This window comes from Paenibacillus sp. FSL M7-0134, assembly GCF_038007865.1.
Taxonomy (GTDB): Bacteria; Bacillota; Bacilli; order Paenibacillales; family Paenibacillaceae; genus Paenibacillus; species Paenibacillus polymyxa_B.
This window is the reverse complement of record NZ_JBBOXV010000002.1, coordinates 398733-417434: the sequence shown is the minus strand read 5'-3', so window position 1 is coordinate 417434 and position 18702 is coordinate 398733. Positions and strand designations below refer to the sequence as shown.

Sequence of the window (18702 nt, the reverse complement as noted above, 5' to 3'; positions counted from 1 at the left end):
ATCATTGTTACGTGGTTTATGAAGCTGCCCTACAGCACAGTCTCTTAACCATCTCTGTTTCATTACAAGTTTGCTAGTTTACACATTCTAGTATACACAATAAACTGCATAAAGTTTCTCTAAATGGGAGCTTTATCCGCGAAATGCTACTTTCTAAGGCATAATTTCTACGGAAGCCCCATCCAGCACTTTTACCCCATTGTCTTCCTGAAGGCGCAGTTCATTCATCAATCCGAATAATGCTTCATCCTTAAGCTTGGCTTCAAGCATGACATCAATTCGATCCGTATATCCGGCAATATTGCGCAAAAAGGTAAGCAACGGCTCCACTAGAACACCCTCCGCATGGCCCCGGGGATCTTTTTCACTTTTGGGACTGGACGCATGAATTTTGGGCGGCAATGGATAATCAGCAGAAGATCCGGCTTGGGCCAACTCCCCTTTCCAAGTATCCAAAATACCCGGCCATAGCTCCCACGGCTTTTCCCCCTCATTATTCACCCATTGATGATGAATATCGAGAACCATCGGCAACCCCGTCAATTTGCAAGCCTCCAGCGTTTCCACCGCATTGAACGTTTTATCATCATTTTCCAGCGTTAACCGTTCTCTTAACGAAAGATCCAGCGCACTAACCTGCTCTACAAAACGCTGACCTGAGGTCACCTTATCTCCGTATGCACCACCAATATGAATGTTGTTCTTGGCTTCGGCACCGAGCCCCATGGCCTCCAGCATCGCTTTGTGGTACTTCAGATCATTAATGGAGCTCTGCAACACCTCAGGACGGGGAGTGCTTAACACTGTAAAATGATCGGGGTGAAACGATACCCTCATCCTATTCGCCTTGACATAGTTCCCTACCTCTGCAAAATCAGCAGCAAGCGCCTGAAACGGGTCCCAATCCCGCAGATCCTGATGGGTCGCGAGCGGAATCAGCTTAGATGAGAAACGATAGACCTGGATATCACTCGCGCGATTATGGCGCAACAGCCTCAAAGTATTATGGAGATTTTCGGCTGCTATCCGTTCTAGCTTGCGGATCGCAGCTTCTCGGTCTCCAATCTTGGTAAAGCTGCTCATTGTCATGGTTTTAGAGGGGGATGCATTTTGCACGGTAACCGACATGGCTACATAACCGAACCTTACGATCATAGGGTGTCTTCCTTTCAGCAGTCGCAGTAGATGGTAAGGCCGCTTTCGTTCTGTGACCTAAAACCCTTTTCTACTGATCATACCCGGAAAAGCACCTGCTGATTCGGTGTTATCGCACAAATTGCAAGAAGGAAACAGCTAGGATTGCTGCTGTGCTCCAAAAAACATTTCATCCGCCAATGCGGTCTGAATTCTTGCTTCCTCTTCATTCAGCTTACGAATGAGAATCATTTCAACTTCGGTCACTTCATCGCCCTGGAAATTAATTTCGGCGATACAGCCCACAATCTGCACGATGGCTACTGCCACGTTATCCACGCTGTAAGCGATGACCTTCTGGCCTGTCGGAAACACGCGCAGCCCGGATTTAACCATTTTGCCACGTCCGTATTCCAGGAGTTCGTAAAGTTCTTGTTCGCTCTTGAATTTGCACACTGAGTTAAATTCAGTTTGAAAGCCCATGTGTAGCCGCCACCTTTCATGATTAAGGGTTTAGTGTTGTGCTCAAAGATATGCCATTTATATGAACAAAAAGGAGAGTGATCAGCTCCCCTTTGTTTCGTTTATGAGTTCTCGTAGTGCAGTGCCGACCTGCGCTCATAACGCTCCAGTGCAAGGGCAATCATGCGGTCCAGCAGACTTGCATAGGATACGCCTGTTTCTCTCCACAGTAATGGATACATACTGAATGGTGTAAAACCAGGCATTGTATTCACTTCATTAATAAGGATATGTCCGTCCGAGCGTCTGACGAAGAAATCGGCACGGGAAATCCCGCAGCCTTCTAGAGCGCGGAATGCTTGCAATGCGGCTTCACGAATACGATCTGCCACTTCCTCATCCAACGGTGCCGGAATAAGCATTTCCGATTGGCCATCCGTATATTTGGCAGCGTAATCGTAATAATCACTCGCCGATACAATTTCACCCGGTACCGAGGCAATCGGCTCATCATTGCCCAGTACACTGACCTCAATCTCACGGGCATCGACGTACTCCTCAACAATCACCTTTAGGTCAAATTGCAAAGCCAGATCTACAGCCTTTTCCAGCTCTTCTCGGTTGCTGGCTTTGGAAATACCGACACTTGATCCCAGATTGGCTGGTTTGACAAAGCAAGGATAACCTAGCTCGGTTTCCATGTTACGTACCAGATCATGACTGGTTTGGGCCCACTGTGTACTATTAAAATAACAGTATTTCACTTGCGGCAATCCTGCATGCTCAAACAGCTTCTTCATGACGCCTTTATCCATACCTGCTGCCGAAGCCAGCACTCCCGCACCGACATAAGGCATATCCGCCATTTCGAACAGACCCTGAATCGTTCCGTCCTCGCCAAAGGTACCGTGCAGCAACGGAAACAGCACATCCAGCGTCTGCTCTCCGTACAGCTTGCCGAACAATGTATCTAATGCCGCCTTGGTGCCACCCTCTGCGCGTTCCAGCTTCAATTGCTCTACAGAAGCCAGAGGAGCGCTTAATAGCGCCCCTCTACGCCAATCGCCAGCCTTCGTAATATAAAAAGGAATAATCTCGTATTTCTCATAGTTAAAAGCGTTCATTACCGCATACGCTGTTTGCAACGAAACCTCATGTTCGCCCGATTTGCCACCGTACACCAGCCCTACGGTCAATTTTTGATTTGCCATGCCTATCCTCCGCTTTCCTGCTTTCGTCATTGTGACTGATTTGCATCACTGTACCTGTTATCCATCATCTCATTTAAAAATAGTCGGCGATGTGATAAAAGCGATATACCGTGTTGTCGGTCCACGCATACGAATTTTTATAGTCCCAATAACGATGTCTGGAGCTTACCGTATGTGCATTGACTAGCGGCATGCCGCCCGCATCAAAGGCCGTGACCACCGTGCTGTGCTGGAAGGTTCCGTCACCATCCCAATCGTAAAAAATGACGTCCCCCAGCATGAGCTGCTCTGGGCGACTCACTTGCTCAGCAGTCAACCCCCATGAACTGGAGCCCAAATACCGCTCCAGACTGTTGGAAACTGCCCAACTGTAGCTCCACAGCTCACGTCCGGCAACCCGTCCTTTATACCACCAGCCCGATTCTCTTTTACCAGTATAGTGGATCGGTGCTCCCCCTGCAAAGAGGCATTGCGAGATATAATTGGTGCAATCCACATCAAAACCTTCAAACTCCGGATTGAAGCTATCCCACCACTGATCTGCATAGGCCGCTGCTTCTTCGCGGCGATATCGGCTGGGACGTGCTGATGAGCCGAAGCCCAGCACACCGCGATTCAGCAGCGGCAGATTTCCTCCTTGATTAAACGAAGCCTGTTCAAAAGGAACCTCTCCCCCCGCTGGCTTCCTTTCTGCCGGATCGCGCTCAATTCTCGCTACCTGCCAGGCTTCACCCTCGCGTGTGAACGTCAGACGCTCCCGTTCAATCCGATCCTCCCGGTGAGTCATCCCGCCCTTTTCATAAAAGAGTCGGACATGCAGTTGTACATCTACCACAGCCTCATCCGGGGTATCCTGCACCATTCGTAGCGGCTTGGCGCGTGTCTCGCTGCGTAGGGGAACAGCATCCCGTTCGTTGTACCACTGCTCCAATCTGGCCGCACGTGCTGCTCGTTCCATCCGCTGACCCACCTCCAGATACTCATCCGGCTGCGGTACACCATTCACTTCACTGCGATTGTATTGATTCACGTAAGCAAAAAGGGCCTGTTTCCATTCCCGCTCCCCCATCCCAATCCCTCCATATTCGTCCCGCTATCCTTTTCCGGGGATAACCGGAATGATGTATAACTTCCTTTCTTCCCTCTCTGGTCTGATATGCTCTCTATCTATAAGTATGAATCTCTAAAGCTTGGTATGAACATCGAAACGCGAGGGAGCGGAACGTTTTATTTTCCAATCTGCAACGCATCATTTAGGCCAAAAAAACTTTACGGAACCGTCTGAAAACGGTATACTTAATCCAAAAGCAATCATTTTGAAATCACGTTTCATCTAATGAAACAAATTACATTGATCGCAACCTCTAACACGTAATGAACCACTGAAGATGTAATTGAGAACGCAACCAATTTAAACCAACTGTGCAAGACGTCGAAAAAACGACATCCCTATTTTCCCCCAAGCATCCACTTCAAGGAGGTAATACTTATGTCAGGAAAAGATCAATTCTCCATTGCCCGTAGTCTCGAAGTTAACGGTAAGCCTTATCGCTACTATAGTCTTAAGGCACTGGAGGAACAAGGAAAGAGCGGTATTGCCAAGCTGCCTTTCTCCATTAAAGTGTTGCTGGAAGCCGCGGTTCGCCAATTTGACGGACGCGCCATTACAGAAGAACATGTGCAACAGCTGACAGGATGGGCTGAGGATCGTGACACCAACAAGGAGATTCCGTTCATTCCTGCACGCATCGTGCTTCAGGATTTTACCGGTGTCCCGGTGGTTGTCGATTTGGCAGCTATGCGTGATACGGTGAAAAAAGCGGGCGGTGATCCGAAACAAATCAATCCGCTCGTCCCTGTCGATCTCGTTATCGACCACTCGGTCATGGTCGATGCTTTCGGTACCAGTGATGCGCTGGATTACAATATTAATGTAGAGTTTGAACGCAACGAGGAGCGGTACCGTTTTCTGCGTTGGGCGCAAACGGCGTTCAACAACTTCCGCGCCGTTCCGCCATCCACCGGTATCGTCCATCAGGTCAATCTGGAGTATCTCGCCTCCGTGGCCGCCACCAAAACCATTGACGGCGAAACAGTCGTCTTTCCAGATTCCCTCGTGGGAACAGACTCCCATACCACGATGATTAACGGCCTTGGTGTTGTTGGCTGGGGTGTCGGCGGGATTGAGGCAGAGGCGGGTATGCTGGGGCAACCGCTGTATTTTGTCACTCCCGATGTGATTGGCTTCAAGCTGACAGGCAGTCTGACGGAAGGCTCTACCGCCACCGATCTGGCGCTCACTGTAACGCAAATGCTGCGTAAAAAAGGCGTAGTCGGCAAATTCGTGGAATTTTACGGGCCTGGTCTGGCTAACATCAGCTTGGCTGACCGTGCGACAGTTGCCAACATGGCACCGGAATACGGCGCAACGATTGGCTTCTTCCCTGTCGATGCGGAAACGCTGGCCTACCTGCGCAGCACCGGACGTTCCGATGAGCAAGTAAGCCTCGTAGAGGAATATTACAAGGCGCAAGGCATGTTCCGCACATCCGATACGCCGGACCCTGTATTCAGCGATACCATTGAGCTGGATCTGGCTTCGGTTGTACCGAGTCTCGCGGGACCCAAACGTCCGCAGGACCGTGTTGAGCTTAGCCGCATGAAAGAAACGTTTGAAGGCATTATCCGTACCCCGGTGGACAAGGGCGGCTATGGACTGAGCGATGAAAAAATCGCACAGAAGATTCCTCTGACCCATCCGGACGGCTCCACCAGCGAGTTGGGTACAGGAGCAGTCGTTATTGCAGCTATCACAAGCTGCACGAATACCTCCAATCCAAGCGTTATGCTCGGTGCGGGCTTGCTGGCCAAAAAAGCAGTGCAGCGCGGGCTCAAAAAACCAGGCTATGTTAAAACAAGCTTGACACCAGGCTCCCTCGTCGTGACGGAATACCTGCAAAAAGCCGGATTAATCGGACCGCTCGAAGCCCTCGGCTTCCATGTAGCAGGTTACGGCTGCGCAACCTGTATCGGTAACTCCGGCCCACTTCCTGACGAAGTGAGTCAAGCCATCACAGACAATGATTTGACGGTTGGCGCAGTCATTTCCGGCAACCGGAACTTTGAAGGTCGTGTGCATGCGCAAGTAAAAGCCAACTATCTCGGCTCACCGCCACTGGTTGTCGCTTATGCGCTGGCAGGCACAGTGAACATTGATTTGGTGAATGATCCGCTCGGTTACGATCAGGACAATCAGCCTGTCTACCTGAAAGATATCTGGCCAACCTCCGAGGAGATCAAGGAAGCCATCAGCCTGTCTCTCAGCCCGGATATGTTCCGTCGTAAATATGAGAATGTATTTACTGCCAACGAAAAATGGAACTCCATTCCGGTTCCTGAAGGCGAACTATATGAATGGGATGAAAAATCAACTTATATTCAAAATCCACCATTCTTTGAAAAACTTCAGGATGGCGTGCAGGATATCAAGGAAATCCGTAATGCCCGTGTGCTTGCCCTGTTGAATGATTCGGTCACAACCGACCATATCTCACCAGCAGGCAACATTTCTCCTTCCAGCCCGGCAGGACTGTACTTGAAGGAGCATGGCGTGGAACGCAAGTACTTCAACTCCTACGGCTCCCGTCGCGGTAACCACGAGGTCATGATGCGCGGTACATTCGCCAACATCCGTATCCGCAACAATGTGGCTCCAGGTACTGAAGGCGGCGTGACCAAATACTTGCCAACGGATGAGGAAATGTCCATCTATGATGCATCCATGAAATATCAGGCAGCCGATCAAAACCTGATCGTCATTGCTGGTAAGGAATACGGCACAGGCAGTTCCCGTGACTGGGCGGCCAAAGGTACGCTTTTGCTGGGTGTTAAGGCTGTCATTGCCGAAAGCTTCGAGCGGATTCACCGCAGTAACCTGGTCGGCATGGGTGTACTGCCTCTGCAATTCCAGGAAGGCTATGGCTGGTCCAGCTTGGGTCTGAACGGTCGTGAAACGTTTGACATTCTTGGCATCGACAATGACGTGAAGCCTGGTCAAGAGCTTACGGTTGTGGCTAAACGCGAGGATGGCACGAAGTTCGAATTCCCGGTAATTGCCCGTCTGGACAGCACTGTCGATATCGACTACTACCACAACGGTGGTATTCTGCAAACCGTATTGCGTCAAATGATCGAAAGCTAAGTTTATGAACTTCATATGTGAAGAACCCCCGTTTTGCAGATAAAGCTGCAATCGGGGGTATTTTTTTATTTATATAAACCGAACTTAAGAGTTACCTATAGCGCCACTGCGCAGTCGGATGGTGCTTCGCTTGTACAGCACCATTCCGCCTACTCCGTTTTGATGTTCATTTTTCAAGTTCATCTTATTTATATAAAACAAAAAAAGTCGATCCCTCAGGACCGACTTCTAGCCACGTTCTCTTATAACCCTACCTTCGCACGCGAGTTACTTCGAAATATCCAAAAAGCCCTCTCCGAACACGTCCCGCACGTCATGAATGGTGATAAATGCTGCTGTGTCGATGGCTTTCACTATCTTTTTAAGCGCTGACACCTCTTGTTTACTAATGACGATATACAGCACTTCTTTTGGATTTTTAGTGTAATATCCGTGGCCTGACAGGACGGTAACTCCACGATCCATTTTCGTGATGACCATCTCGGCAATTTTATCTTGGTGCTCCGAAATGATCATGACCGCTTTTTTAGGGTTTAGTCCTTCGATCATGAAGTCCATCACCTTCGTACCAACGTACAAAATAACGATAGTTAGCATCAATTTTTCTGGACCAATAATAAAATAGGAAGAGAACGCGACAATCAAATCAAAAAACAGCAGGCCATAGCTGATATTCCAATCCAGATACTTGTTGGCAATTCGGGCTAAAATGACCGTTCCCGCCGTAGTGCCACCTACACGTACAATTAAGCCAATGCCGACCCCCACCAAAACTCCGGCAAATACAGCATTAATCGTCGGCTCATGCGAATCAATCCGCCAGTTGACCGTTAAATGTAGAAACAGCGAGTTAAAAGCGACCGCAATTATAGTGTACAGGGTCGTTCTCTTGTCCAAAAATTTATATCCGACAATCAACAGCAAGCCATTGATCACCAGATTGACGATCGAGGGAGACCACTGAAACAGGTAGTACAAAATGATCGTAACCCCTGTAACGCCCCCCTCACCAAACTCATTCGGGATCACAAACAGATTAACAGCTAGCGCGAAAAAAAACGCACCCAGAATAATAAATGCGATATCTGCAATACTTTTTTTCATATATGCTCTAATCCTTTCTCTAACATTTCAAAGGATGAATCGCCAGATGGATTGGCTGACTCTTGTTGCCAAAATACGCTGACAACCAGTTCATGGTATCTACTACCAAACATAAAGTCAATACAACTTTGACACTTTAATTCGCCACCAGACTGCCTCAATCCTGACTTGGATTCCGCAAAATTCTCCTTTTACAAGGTTATTCGACAAAATAACACAATCCCGACTACTAAACTAAGAAAACGGGCCTCTAGCCCTTGTTTTAGACCTAGGCACATTTTCCTCTAAAACGACCATCCTCCTAATCGACATTTTGGACACATATGACCATCTTCCTGTTTTATGTCAAAAGCGTTTTACTTTGAAAAAATGTGGGTATAATGATTGAAACATTACCAAGCAACCTACATAGCATCACGACATCAAGTACATACAAATAGTCCTATACAGACGTCCTAAGCAACTCAATCTGAATTTGACAATATGGAATTGGAGGAATGACCTACATGAATACAATGAACTTAACCGTCCACACCCTGATGCCCTTTCACCACCAATACCAACGTGCCAACGCGGTGAGTATGCAGAAGAAAGAAGATAGCTCGGAGAAGAAGCTCAGCTTTCAGGACATTTTGAATGAAAAAATGGGTAAAAAATAAGGCGCCGTTTATCCGGTTGCAAGATCCCGCTTTACATAAGCTAAAAAGCCGTAGTTCCCTACATCGACTGTAGAGAACCACGGCTTTTTTAATTCATTTTTCCTAAACTCACACGTTCGTTTTACTGACCTCCATCCCGATACTGCTCTGCCTTCTCACGCATCCCGGCAGCTACTGCTTCTTGAGTGTTCAGCCCCTTATCCGCTGCATAAGCGCGAATGTCCTGCGTAATGCGCATACTACAAAATTTGGGACCACACATCGAGCAGAAATGTGCTTCCTTGGCGCCCTCTGCCGGTAGCGTTTCATCATGGTAGGACAAGGCCCGCTCGGGATCAAGCGACAGATTGAACTGGTCCCGCCACCGGAACTCAAAGCGTGCCTTGGACAAAGCATCATCCCGCTGCTGTGCCCGTGGATGACCCTTCGCCAGATCGGCAGCATGTGCCGCAATTTTGTAGGTAATGACACCCTCACGGACATCATCCTTATTGGGCAGACCCAAATGCTCCTTAGGCGTAACATAACACAGCATGGACGTCCCGAACCAACCGATCATCGCCGCCCCGATGGCTGAGGTAATATGATCATATCCGGGGGCAATATCCGTCGTGAGCGGTCCCAAGGTATAGAAAGGAGCTTCCTTACAAATCTCCATTTGTAAATCCACATTCTCTTTGATTTTATGCATAGGGACATGTCCTGGCCCTTCAATCATGACCTGAACATCATGCTTCCAGGCGATTTGCGTTAGCTCGCCCAACGTTTCCAGCTCTGCAAACTGTGCTTCATCATTCGCATCATAGATGCTACCCGGACGTAGACCATCCCCGAGAGAAAAGGCCACATCATAGGCTTTCATAATTTCGCAGATTTCTTCAAAATGCGTATACAAAAAATTCTCCTGATGGTGCGCAAGGCACCAGGCTGCCATGATCGACCCACCACGGGATACAATTCCCGTCATTCTATTCGCCGTCATCGGTATATACCTCAGCAATACACCCGCATGAATTGTAAAATAGTCCACTCCCTGCTCCGCCTGCTCAATCAGCGTATCGCGATACAGCTCCCACGTCAGCGCTTCTGCTTCGCCGTTCACCTTTTCAAGTGCCTGATACAGCGGTACAGTCCCAATCGGTACAGGAGAATTCCGAATGATCCATTCACGTGTTGTATGGATATTACGGCCTGTGGACAGGTCCATAACTGTATCCGAGCCCCAACGCACAGCCCAGGTCATTTTCTCCACTTCCTCCTCGATGGAGGAGGTAACCGCAGAATTACCAATGTTCGCATTGATCTTCACGTGAAAATGACGCCCAATGACCATTGGCTCACTTTCCGAGTGATTGATATTCGAAGGCAAAATGGCTCGTCCAGCCGCCAACTCCTGCCGTACAAACTCAGGCTCCACCCCTTCGCGGATCGCCGCAAATTCCATTTCAGGCGTAATGATCCCTTGCCGCGCATAATGCATTTGCGTCACTGTACGACCTTGCGAAGCACGAAGCGGACGGTTGGTCACGCCGGGAAATTCAACTGTCTCCCGTTTGGAGCCAGGTTTCAGTCCATTATCCTCCGGTTTGACGGCGCGTCCCTCGTAAGCCTCCACATCGCCCCGTTCCAGGGCCCAAGCTCGCCGTAATGGAGGCAGGCCCTGACGGATATCGACCTGATAGGCTTCGTCGGTCATGGGACCGCTCGTATCGTACACACGCAATGGCTCATGATGCTCCGTGCCCTGCGGCGTATGTGTAGGATGAAGAGCAATTTCCCGCTCTGGCACGGCAATGTCCGGCCGTGAGCCTTGAATATATACCTTACGGCTCCCTGGAAAGGGCGTTACCCCTCTGGCTTGCTCCCCGTTTGTCTTCTCTACCTCAACTTCTTTTGTTCCTACCAATCTTACTTCTGTTGATTTCAATTCTGTTCCTTTTGTTCCTTCTACTTCTGTCGGCTTCATTGTCCATTCCTCCCGTTTCGATGAAATGACACACCGATCCGGAACCATTCCCAGGGTGGCGCTGATCTATGCAAAAAAGCCGGTTCCCTAGGGAACCGGCTAATCTAACGAGGCAGCTATCCAGACAGTACGCATGTGGAATAATCCTATTCCAATGCGCCACTGTAGACAGCAGCCGCGTATACATTTCAATGGCCGATTACTTCCCTACGCTGGTATGATCCAGATCAGGTGCAAAGGGTCCGGAATCTTGCACGATTCCATCTCAGCCCGGCATTACAGGCTCCCCCAGTAACTGTGATACTTCTATTCACATGAGGCGGCTATAACAGATATCCCGCCATCCTTACCAGACTACTTTAAATTTATGGCTTTGGCAACCCTTCTAGGTTCCCTTTACCAAGGAGACGCTCCCCATCAAATCACTTTGCTTGCTTCAACTGTGCTCATTCTTGTTACGGAAGCATAAGTCCCATTTCCTTCGCCGCTTCAATCAAAATCGGAGCAAAGTCATGTAGCGTCTCGGGTGCAAGCCGACTGACCGGACCGGATACAGATAAAGCCGCAGTGACCTGTCCCTTCCGGTTTACAATTGGGGCAGCCACAGCAGCAGCCCCTGGCTCCCGTTCTTCATAGCTGGTCGCATAGCCCTTCTCGCGAATGTCCTGCAGCTGGGCTTTATAGACCTCCGGGTCTACTGAGGACGGCCATTCATCCCCGCTTAGCAGGGCTTCCAGCTCCTGCGGCGGCATAAAGGCTGCCAGCACTTTGCTGGAGGCCCCTACAGCCAGCGGCATACGCGCACCTACAGGCGCAACCCTGCGGATCGCCTGATTGCTCTGCACGGCTTGTATGCGAATACGCATGCTGCCGTCCCGTAAGTACAAGCTGACCGTCTCGCCCAGACGATCACGTAGTCCTTCCATTGCAGGCTGTAACAACACCGCCGGCTCGTCGCTTTGGGACAAGTGCGTGGATAGCTCCCAAATGCGGAAGCCAAGTCGATATTTTTCCGTTTCGGCATTCCGAACGACAAAGCCCCGATCCTCCAACGTAGTCAGCAGCCGATGAACCGTGCTTTTATGTAGACCAATTTTGGAGGCAATCTCCGTCAGGCCAAGATCCGAATCTGCGGTAAAACACAGCAGTATATCAAGTGCACGCTCTACAGCGCGAACGGTTAATTTACGGTCTTCCATCGTGAACCGCTCCTCTTGTATCCATATTCGTTTCACACTATGAAACATGGTTACATAAATTATATAGAATAGTCGCGGCTACTGTAAACCGATGTTTTTGTGACAACCATATTACAGAACGAGAACAAACATCGACAATTCTTTGCATCATTTTTACTTTTCCGGTTCAGGCGTTGACTTTGGATAATCCCCATCATACGATAATAGGTATCTATACGGATCTACACTACTATTTTCAAGTGGAATTATACCTAAATTCTATGAAACGAAGATCAATTTTATATAAGGAGGCTCTTACATGATTTCGACATCCCAGCGCAACGCTCAGCTACAGACCGCTGTTCAGGAGCCGTCCACCCCACTCTTTAATCCCCGTCTGCTGCGGTTCAAGCACGTTGTGATTGCTCTGCTGCTGTCGGTCGTCTTTTTTCTGTTGTTTTGTTTTATTGCCTTGCATGCTTACATCGCATGGGTACTTACGAATCCCACCGTTGCACCACTGTACTCTAATCCGATGCAGGCCAAAAGCATGCCTTATGAGGAAGTCAGCTTCCCTGCCAAGGATGGTAGCCGCATGGTACAAGGCTGGTATATCCCGGCGGATCAATCGCGGAAAACGATTATTTTCAGTCATGGCTATGGGGCTAACCGCGAAGAAAGCTGGATTCCCATGTATGATCTGGCGCATTATGCCCACAGTTTGAACTTTAATGTGGTCATGTTCGATTATGGATTCGCGTCACAAAACAGCAAAGCAGTCGCAACCGGAGGCAAAGCAGAATCCCAACAGCTCCTCGGAGCAATTCAGCTTGCGAAGCAACGCGGCTCGTCGGAGATTATCGTATGGGGCTTCTCCATGGGGGCAGGAACCGCTCTTCAGGCGGGCTTGCAAACCAAGGATGTGGACGCAATGATTTTGGACAGCACCTTCCTGCTGGAGCCAGATACGCTGTACCATAACATTCACAATCAAATTAATCTGCCAAGACATCCGTCTTTGGAAATTCTGGAGTTGCTGTTTCCAGTCTTGAACGGAACCAGCTTGCATCAAATTCCATATCAGGAAGTTAAAAAGGAAAACTATCCGTTCCCGATCATGTTTGTGCATGGTACACAGGATGAAAAAGCTCCTTATCCTATTGCGGAAAAGCTCGCTGCCAATCAAACCAACCCGCTTTCCAGTGTATGGATTGTTAAAAACGGGATACATGAGCTTATTTTCAGAGAGCACCCTCGTGAATATTTGCGACGGGTATCGACGTTTCTAAGCAGTGTACAGGAGCTGGAGGACAAGAAAACCATCGCTGATGCCCACAAACAAACGACTACGAAGTAAATTTTTCGAAGAACTGTATTCTATTCTTCGCCTGGAAGAAGCCTGCCTATGGACACTTAACCCGTGCCGTAGCTGGGCTTCTTTTTCGTTTTCCATGGGTATTCATTGTTTTACGTAACAGATGTGACCGGATTAAGGGAGTTCATAGACATATTCCTGATGAGACAGCGAATATACTGGGTACGTATGCATCCAGGGCAGATCTGCCAGATCCGCCGGATAGCCATAGTAGGATACGGGAGGTAAAAAAACGATGCTGAGTACTTATGGGTCTTTCCTGCCCTTACGTGTGCTGGAGGAAATTCGGCATTGGAAGCAGCAGGAAAGTTGGCATGTGGAAGTGATTAAATCCGCTACCGAGGGATTGGAGCCAACTTATGTACGGTTGCTGGATGATTGGCGGACTGTATTCGAACAGACGGAACGCACCGCCATAGAGTTGCTGGAAGAGCAACGGAGCGCACTCGATCCGGCAGATCAGGCGTGGCATCAGGAATGGAAACAGATGTCGGCTGCTCCACAAGCACATACACACGAATTCACTGAACATTCAAAACAGTCAAGGGGATTAGACGCATCATCATCTGTAAAGATGCCATTGTCAGAGTCAGCCTTAAACTCTCAGCCTGACTCACAAGAATTAAATCGTCGACTGGACGATTTGCTGCAAACCGCAAACCGTCAGTCACAGGAGTATGTACGACAGCTCGGTCTGCTGAGCGAGCACAGTCATGCATTGCGTCAGCAGCCAAAATCCGCCGGAGTTGTATTACACGCGGCACATGAAAGCCAATATTTCCTAATCTCGACAACCGCCTTTCAAGAACCTGGCTCCATCGCAAGGGCTGCTAGGTTGTATCATGTAGCGGCAGAGGGTGAGAATTACCCAGAGGAAGCGTTTCGAGAACGGCAGGCAGGCATAAGGGGAGAAGGCGCATGGACGACTAAAAGCGTCAAGTCCAGCCAGGCACAACCTTCGGCAACGGAAAAAACCTCAATCGGCCGCTCGGTTCCTATTGGGGGACATCGGCTACCGCCGCTCCCTTACCCCTATAATGCGCTTGAACCGTATATTGATGAGAAAACGATGCGTATTCACCATGATAAGCATCATTTGAGCTATGTGAATGACCTGAATAAAGCGGAAAAGAAGCTGGAAGAAGCCCGAAAAACAGGTGATTTTGACCTCGTAAAACATTGGGAACGAGAACTGGCATTCAACGGCGCAGGCCATTATCTGCATACTCTTTTTTGGACGATCATGAGTCCTAAAGGTGGTGGAAACCCAAGCGGACCGCTGGCTGAACAGATTAAAAAGGATTTTGGCAGCTACGATGCGTTCAAAAAGCAATTCAGCTCGGCAGCCGAAAAGGTCGAGGGTGGCGGCTGGGCTATCCTGGTATGGAGTCCACGCGCGGGCCGGCTTGAAATTTTGCAGGCCGAAAAGCACCAGAATCTGACTCAATGGGAGTCCATTCCGCTGCTGGCGATAGATGTATGGGAACATGCATATTACTTAAAGCATCAAAATGAGCGTAACAAATACATTGAGGATTGGTGGCATGTCGTTAACTGGCCTGAAGTGGAAGCGCGCTACGATCAAGCCTCCAAACTGAGATGGCAACCCTTCTAAGCTTCTAAGCTAAAGAAAAACTACACCTGCAAATCGTATCGCTCTCTGAGCGCTGCCATTTGTTCGGTCAATCCTTCCAGTTGTACCAACCAGCCATCGGCAGGTAAAATGGCTGTCCGGCTCTCAACGACACGGCGCAGAGATGCCGTGTACGCCTCAACAGACGGCACTCCAGCCAGCTCTGCCAGGCTACCCATCGTTGCTGGATTCACCCGGGGGTAATCCTGCTGCTGCACGCCTGCCGATGTGTCCCCGGCTGCCTCTGTATAGAAATGCTGCACCGCCTGTGCACGCTCTGCACCGCTGCCCTCAATCATCACGAAGGCTGTGATGATATACGCCTTGGCTTGGCGCCGCTGTGCAATGCCGCAAAACTTGCGGCCCCGGACGCTGACATCGTAATCCCCGGGACAGAAGGACCCGAGGATTTCTCCGGTCTGCGCCTCGCCAGACCACGGAACCAGCGCATCGGCAATTAGCGCTGCCATGAGCCGAAAATCCTCATGCAGGCTGATGGCCCGCTGTGGATTCGGCAGGATTAAGGACAGGTTCAGTACCCCTCTGTCCAGCATGACGGCTGCTCCACCCGAGGGGCGTACGCATACCGAGGTTCCCGTGTTGCGCACTCGTTCCATCGCCTGTGGGGCGTAGGGAAGCCTGCGGTCCCGGTGACCGATCACAAGCGCTGACGGATGCCGCCATAGATGCAAAATGGGTGTAGCTCCTTTCCCTACTTGCCGACAAGCCAGCTCCTCCCAAGCCAGCGGAGACAAAACATCCTCCTGAGTGGCCGCGAGTGGCGCTTCAAACCACTGTAACTCAGGCAAAGCTGTTGTTTTTTCCGTTGATCTATGTACATTCTCCATACGTTATCCCCTATCTATAAAAATAACTGTTATCCATAGGCAAATCGTAATTTTAAGGCAGCTATCCCGTCGTCTCTATTTCTGATGTTAACAAAAAAAGGTGGCTACGCCTATGCGTAAACCACCCTTTTTTTGTTCATCACATAAACGTCTTGCGATGTTCGATCAATCCTTGAGCAGCGACAAAAACTCTGCGCGCTGCGCTGCATCATCACGAAACGTACCGCGTACCGCAGACGTTACCGTTTTGCTACCAGGCTTTTTGACACCTCTTGCACACATGCACAAGTGCTCACCTTCCACGACCACCATAACCCCGTGAGCGGAGACCGCTTCATTTAAAATATCAGCGATCTGTGATGTAATACGCTCCTGTACCTGCAATCGGCGGGTCACTGCCTCTACCAGGCGTGCAAGCTTGCTCAGTCCTACAATTTTGCCGCTGGGTACATAGCCGATATGCACTTTTCCGAAGAAAGGAGCCATATGGTGCTCACACTGGCTGTAATAGACGATGTCCTTTACGATCACAAGCTCCTCGTGATTCTCGTCAAATGTCACACCCAACGCATCCCGGGGATCAACCTCATAACCCGCAAATATTTCCTCATACATGCGCGCAACGCGTGCCGGTGTTTCCAACAACCCTTCACGCTTGGGGTCCTCACCGATCAGTTGTAAAATCTGCTCCACATGGTACTCGATTTTATCCCGGTTATCCGCAGCTTTGCGGTTAATATAATCTTTTACGCCAGCCACAGTAATCCTCCTCTATGCAGCAACCTCATGCGGCATCCGTGCTCACGTTGCTCATTATTTCCGACGGCCCTGATTTTTACGCGGACCAGGCTGATTTTTGGAGAACTGTTGGTTCTTCATCATCTGCTGGGCTTTTTGCATTTGTTTCCCATTCAGGTTGTAACCCATCTGTTTGGCCATTTTTTGCAGCGTTTCGGGGTCGTTTTGCATCTTTTCAAGCTGTTTACGAAGATAATAAGCACCGATGAAAAATCCCCCAACCAAACCAGCAATCAGGGTAATAATCGGAATGACAATATTCCACACCACGAAGTCGTCACCTCTGTATATTTATATGAAACATCTTGAATTGCACGAACCTATCATAGCAAAACATGGGACAGCTAGCAAATCACTTTTTGCAAACATATGTCCTTATTGTTTCTCCAAATCCAGCAGCTTCGTCTTGACTGGTAAGCCTCCAGCATAACCGACCAAACTTCCGTTTGCACCCGATACCCGGTGACATGGAAACAGAATGGGTAACGGATTTTTGTTATTGGCTCCACCCACAGCACGTACCGCCTTGGCTCGTCCGATCGATTCTGCAATATCTTTGTAGGACACACTTTGTCCGTACGGAATATTTTGTAATGCACGCCATACCTGCTCTTGAAAAGGAGTGCCCCTCAAATCATAGGCTATACTGAATTCCCGTCGTTCTCCCGCAAAATATTCACGCAGTTGGTCCGCGGCTTCGCGCAGTTTTTCCGGCTCCTGCACATAGACATATTCCCCAATCCATGTTCGGGCCCATTGCTGAAGCAGTGCTTCCTTTGCATGAAAAACGCCATAGTCTATTCGGCACAGCCCCCGATCCGTAGCGCACAGCGTCAACGTGCCCACAGGTGTCTCCATCTCATCATAATAAATGGTGGTTGGACCCTGTGAATCTCCGGCCGTTACTTCTGATTTTGGTAATTCAGACGCCTTTTGCTGTTCTGCCTGCTCTTGTTCCTCTAGTTTGGAATGCGCTTGCGCGATCATTTCGCGTACTTGCTCATGTTGTTCCTTCTCTGATGCTTGCTTGATCGCTGTCATAGCGTTCTCCCCTCCTATTCGACTCAAAGCCCACGCCGCCGTGCCTCGTAGCTCGGGACGCGGATCATCCAATAAAACCTCCGTTAACTTGGGCACCGCGCTGATATCCTTGAAATTGCCCAGTCCAATGACTGCATTGCGTTGAATGGGCTTCTTCCCCCGCCAAGCCGCCGCACTTTGTCCAAATCGGTCTTTGAATTCACGGTTGCTCAAATCCAATAACGGCAGCAGCAACGGCTTCACAATTTCAGGATCGGGTGTAAGCTCGGGATGGTGATCCCAATTGAGACCCCGATTTTTGGGGCATACCATTTGGCAGGTATCACATCCGTATAGCCGATTCCCTATCTTCCGCATAAACTCCTCATCCAGAAAGCCCTTCGTTTGCGTCAAAAAGGACACACACCGCTGGGCATTCAGCTGTCCAGGACCCACAAGCGCGCCCGTAGGACAGGCATCCAAACATTTGGTACACTCGCCGCAACCATCCGTTACCGGTTCATCTGGCTGGAAAGGAATGTTCGTCAACAGCTCACCTAGATAAATCCATGATCCCAGCGTCGGTGAAATCATCATCGTATTTTTGCCGCTAAAGCCAATCCCTGCGCGTTCCGCAACGGCTCGATCCGACAATTCTCCGGTATCCACCATGTTTTTCAATATGGCATCAGGTACCCGCTCACTTATAAAAGCCTCAAGCTTTTCCATCGCTTCGCGTAGTACCAGATGATAATCTTTCCCCCAGGCTGAACGTGCCAAAATACCACGGTACTTCCCCTTGTCCGACTTCGGCGGGTCCTTCATTTTAGAAGGGTACGCCACCGCAATAGCAATCAGAGATGCAGGCTGTGAGCCATACAGCTCCGGGTAGATCCGCTTATCAATATCTGGCTCCTCAAAGCCGGATTCATAGCCTTTCGCACGATGCTCTTCCAATATAGCTTTCAGAGACAGAAAGGGGTCGGCGGATGCGAACCCGATGGAGTCGATACCCAGCCCTGGAGCTGCCTCAATAATTTCCTGCTTGAGCGAAGCCCAAGTCGAAGCGGTTCCGGCAGCCGCCTGAGTCAATCCGCGTTGCATCCGATACTC

15 protein-coding genes and 1 riboswitch are annotated in these 18702 nt (G+C 49.5%); of the genes, 4 read left to right on the top strand and 11 right to left on the bottom strand.

The genetic code is table 11. The annotated features are described in order from the left end of the window. Positions 1-153 precede the first annotated feature (153 nt). The 4 genes from uvsE to NSQ58_RS17575 form a co-directional block, all read right to left on the bottom strand. Positions 154-1155 (bottom strand): UV DNA damage repair endonuclease UvsE, encoded by a 1002-nt coding sequence (gene uvsE, locus NSQ58_RS17590; protein WP_254349235.1) that lies wholly within the window; start codon positions 1153-1155, stop codon positions 154-156. A gap of 138 nt (positions 1156-1293) precedes the next feature. Then, entirely contained in the window at positions 1294-1617 is a 324-nt protein-coding gene (locus NSQ58_RS17585; RefSeq protein ID WP_023987008.1) for a hypothetical protein, read from the bottom strand. A 101-nt stretch (positions 1618-1718) separates the two neighbouring features. Continuing rightward, the gene (locus NSQ58_RS17580) at positions 1719-2807 is read right to left on the bottom strand and encodes a D-alanine--D-alanine ligase (protein ID WP_068939418.1); all 1089 of its coding nucleotides are present in this window, start codon (positions 2805-2807) and stop codon (positions 1719-1721) included. A gap of 73 nt (positions 2808-2880) precedes the next feature. Then, positions 2881-3876 carry an amidase domain-containing protein gene (locus NSQ58_RS17575; protein WP_023987006.1) on the bottom strand — a complete coding sequence of 332 codons (996 nt, stop codon included), beginning with the start codon at positions 3874-3876 and terminating at the stop codon, positions 2881-2883. Between the two features lie 420 nt (positions 3877-4296). On the opposite strand from NSQ58_RS17575, the gene acnA reads away from it, so the two are divergent. Next, positions 4297-7008, top strand: a complete 2712-nt coding sequence (gene acnA / locus NSQ58_RS17570) for an aconitate hydratase AcnA (protein ID WP_341057937.1) — start codon at positions 4297-4299, stop codon at positions 7006-7008. 267 nt (positions 7009-7275) lie between these two features. Here acnA and NSQ58_RS17565 read toward each other — a convergent pair whose 3' ends face one another. After that, positions 7276-8112: a YitT family protein gene (locus NSQ58_RS17565; protein WP_023987004.1), complete on the bottom strand. Its 837-nt coding sequence runs from the start codon at positions 8110-8112 to the stop codon at positions 7276-7278. Between the two features lie 506 nt (positions 8113-8618). Here NSQ58_RS17565 and NSQ58_RS17560 point away from each other — a divergent pair. Next, complete coding sequence (locus NSQ58_RS17560) at positions 8619-8771, top strand: hypothetical protein (protein WP_010348453.1); 153 nt, start codon at positions 8619-8621, stop codon at positions 8769-8771. A 121-nt stretch (positions 8772-8892) separates the two neighbouring features. Here the strand turns inward: NSQ58_RS17560 and thiC are convergent, their stop codons facing one another. Together thiC and NSQ58_RS17550 are read right to left on the bottom strand one after the other, a co-directional pair. Further along, a complete protein-coding gene (thiC, locus tag NSQ58_RS17555) occupies positions 8893-10737 on the bottom strand; it encodes a phosphomethylpyrimidine synthase ThiC (RefSeq protein ID WP_341057936.1) in 1845 nt (614 codons plus the stop codon). A 187-nt stretch (positions 10738-10924) separates the two neighbouring features. Next, positions 10925-11037, bottom strand: a riboswitch (TPP riboswitch). 155 nt (positions 11038-11192) lie between these two features. Continuing rightward, complete coding sequence (locus NSQ58_RS17550; protein WP_023987002.1) at positions 11193-11936, bottom strand: IclR family transcriptional regulator; 744 nt, start codon at positions 11934-11936, stop codon at positions 11193-11195. A 298-nt stretch (positions 11937-12234) separates the two neighbouring features. On the opposite strand from NSQ58_RS17550, the gene NSQ58_RS17545 reads away from it, so the two are divergent. Together NSQ58_RS17545 and NSQ58_RS17540 are read left to right on the top strand one after the other, a co-directional pair. Then, on the top strand, positions 12235-13272 hold the full coding sequence (locus NSQ58_RS17545) for an alpha/beta hydrolase (protein WP_023987001.1): 1038 nt from the start codon (positions 12235-12237) through the stop codon (positions 13270-13272). Between the two features lie 253 nt (positions 13273-13525). Further along, complete coding sequence (locus NSQ58_RS17540) at positions 13526-14905, top strand: Fe-Mn family superoxide dismutase (RefSeq protein WP_341057935.1); 1380 nt, start codon at positions 13526-13528, stop codon at positions 14903-14905. Positions 14906-14925: 20 nt separating this feature from the next. On the opposite strand, the gene NSQ58_RS17535 is transcribed toward NSQ58_RS17540, so the two are convergent. The 4 genes from NSQ58_RS17535 to queG all read right to left on the bottom strand — a co-directional run bounded on the left by NSQ58_RS17535 (position 14926) and on the right by queG (position 18693). Then, positions 14926-15771, bottom strand: a complete 846-nt coding sequence (locus NSQ58_RS17535) for a lipoate--protein ligase family protein (RefSeq protein WP_341057933.1) — start codon at positions 15769-15771, stop codon at positions 14926-14928. 165 nt (positions 15772-15936) lie between these two features. Beyond that, positions 15937-16530 carry a GTP cyclohydrolase I FolE gene (gene folE / locus NSQ58_RS17530; RefSeq protein ID WP_013308743.1) on the bottom strand — a complete coding sequence of 198 codons (594 nt, stop codon included), beginning with the start codon at positions 16528-16530 and terminating at the stop codon, positions 15937-15939. A gap of 54 nt (positions 16531-16584) precedes the next feature. After that, the gene (locus NSQ58_RS17525) at positions 16585-16839 is read right to left on the bottom strand and encodes a YneF family protein (RefSeq protein WP_013308742.1); all 255 of its coding nucleotides are present in this window, start codon (positions 16837-16839) and stop codon (positions 16585-16587) included. A 105-nt stretch (positions 16840-16944) separates the two neighbouring features. After that, positions 16945-18693 (bottom strand): tRNA epoxyqueuosine(34) reductase QueG, encoded by a 1749-nt coding sequence (queG, locus tag NSQ58_RS17520; protein WP_028541010.1) that lies wholly within the window; start codon positions 18691-18693, stop codon positions 16945-16947. Positions 18694-18702 lie beyond the last annotated feature (9 nt).

What these genes read in the sequence shown, in the direction of transcription:
- uvsE (WP_254349235.1), bottom strand. Translation starts at nt 1,155, where the DNA reads ATGATCGTAAGGTTCGGTTATGTAGCCATGTCGGTTACCGTGCAAAAT.
- NSQ58_RS17585 (WP_023987008.1), bottom strand. Translation starts at nt 1,617, where the DNA reads ATGGGCTTTCAAACTGAATTTAACTCAGTGTGCAAATTCAAGAGCGAA.
- NSQ58_RS17580 (WP_068939418.1), bottom strand. Translation starts at nt 2,807, where the DNA reads ATGGCAAATCAAAAATTGACCGTAGGGCTGGTGTACGGTGGCAAATCG.
- NSQ58_RS17575 (WP_023987006.1), bottom strand. Translation starts at nt 3,876, where the DNA reads ATGGGGGAGCGGGAATGGAAACAGGCCCTTTTTGCTTACGTGAATCAA.
- acnA (WP_341057937.1), top strand. Translation starts at nt 4,297, where the DNA reads ATGTCAGGAAAAGATCAATTCTCCATTGCCCGTAGTCTCGAAGTTAAC.
- NSQ58_RS17565 (WP_023987004.1), bottom strand. Translation starts at nt 8,112, where the DNA reads ATGAAAAAAAGTATTGCAGATATCGCATTTATTATTCTGGGTGCGTTT.
- NSQ58_RS17560 (WP_010348453.1), top strand. Translation starts at nt 8,619, where the DNA reads ATGAATACAATGAACTTAACCGTCCACACCCTGATGCCCTTTCACCAC.
- thiC (WP_341057936.1), bottom strand. Translation starts at nt 10,737, where the DNA reads ATGAAGCCGACAGAAGTAGAAGGAACAAAAGGAACAGAATTGAAATCA.
- NSQ58_RS17550 (WP_023987002.1), bottom strand. Translation starts at nt 11,936, where the DNA reads ATGGAAGACCGTAAATTAACCGTTCGCGCTGTAGAGCGTGCACTTGAT.
- NSQ58_RS17545 (WP_023987001.1), top strand. Translation starts at nt 12,235, where the DNA reads ATGATTTCGACATCCCAGCGCAACGCTCAGCTACAGACCGCTGTTCAG.
- NSQ58_RS17540 (WP_341057935.1), top strand. Translation starts at nt 13,526, where the DNA reads ATGCTGAGTACTTATGGGTCTTTCCTGCCCTTACGTGTGCTGGAGGAA.
- NSQ58_RS17535 (WP_341057933.1), bottom strand. Translation starts at nt 15,771, where the DNA reads ATGGAGAATGTACATAGATCAACGGAAAAAACAACAGCTTTGCCTGAG.
- queG (WP_028541010.1), bottom strand. Translation starts at nt 18,693, where the DNA reads ATGCAACGCGGATTGACTCAGGCGGCTGCCGGAACCGCTTCGACTTGG.